Origin of the sequence: Luteimonas padinae, from assembly GCF_014652935.1 — a bacterium.
GTDB classification, from domain to species: Bacteria; Pseudomonadota; Gammaproteobacteria; order Xanthomonadales; family Xanthomonadaceae; genus Luteimonas; species Luteimonas padinae.
Genome location: NZ_BMZT01000026.1, coordinates 1 through 1,306, shown reverse-complemented (window position 1 = coordinate 1,306; position 1,306 = coordinate 1). Strand labels below are relative to the sequence as shown.

Below are 1,306 nucleotides of genomic sequence, written 5' to 3'. Positions count from 1 at the left end.
TTGGGCACTGGGCAGGCTTCACCCTCTATACGTCGTTTTACAACTTAGCAGAGAGCTGTGTTTTTAATAAACAGTTGCCCCCCCTATTTTCTGTGGCCTATTAAAAATAGGCGCCCCTTCTCGCGAACTTACGGGGTTATTTTGCAGAGTTCCTTAACATTGGTTTTCTCGCTCGCCTTAGAATACTCATCTTGGGAACGTGTGTTCGTTCTCGGTACAGGTTGATAAAAAATTAACACTAGAAGCTTTTCTTGGAAACATGAAATCATTCAATTCGTTACTCGACCGAAGTCTTCACTATGCATCACAACTCAAGATTATGCTATACGGATTTGCCTATATAACTCTCTTGTTGCTTACCCCACAATCCAGTAAGTGGTAGAACTATCCTTTTTCGTCACTCCATCATTCTTTTACCAAGTACAGGAATATTAACCTGTTGTCCATCGACTATGCATTTCTGCCTCATCTTAGGCCCTGACTAACCCTGGGTGGACGAACCTTGCCCAGGAAACCTTTCCCAATAGGCGTCGAAGATTCTCACTTCGAATCGTTACTCATGCCGGCATTCTCACTTTTAATCTCTCCACCAGTCCTCACGGTCTGACTTCAACGAAATTAAAACGCTCTCCTAACGCACATAATGTGCCCGTAGCTTCGGTATTGTGTTTGAGTCCCGTTACATTATTGGCGCAAGATCTCTTGACTAGTGAGCAATTACGCACTCTTTAAAAGGTGGCTGCTTCTAAGCCAACTTCCTAGTTGTTTATGAAATCTCACAACCTTTCTCACTTAACACAATTTTGGGACCTTAGCTGACGATCTGGGTTGTTTCCCTCGCGAGCGTGGACGTTATCACCCACGTTCCGACTGCATAGCTTAATTTTAATGGTATTCGGAGTTTGATTATAGTCAGTACAGCTAGATGCCGCCATTCCACATTCAGTGCTCTACCCCCATTAAACAATACTATACGCTAGCCCTAAAGCTATTTCGAAGAGAACCAGCTATCTCCAGGTTCGATTGGAATTTCACCGCTATCCACAAGTCATCCGGGCACTTTTTAGCGTACTACGGTTCGGTCCTCCACTTAGTTTTACCTAAGCTTCAACCTGCTCATGGATAGATCACCTGGTTTCGGGTATATGCCAATATACTAAAGTCGCCCTATTCAGACTCGGTTTCCCTACGGCTCCGCTTTTTTCTGCTTAACCTTGCATATTTTAACATAACTCGCCGGCCCATACTGCAAGATGTACGCCATCACACTTTAACGTGCTCTGACTACTTGTAAGTAAATGGTTTC

General features: G+C 44.0%; 1 rRNA gene. It reads right to left on the bottom strand.

The features are described 5' to 3' along the window. Window positions 1–1,306 (bottom strand): 23S ribosomal RNA (locus tag IE168_RS14400); the annotation flags it as partial.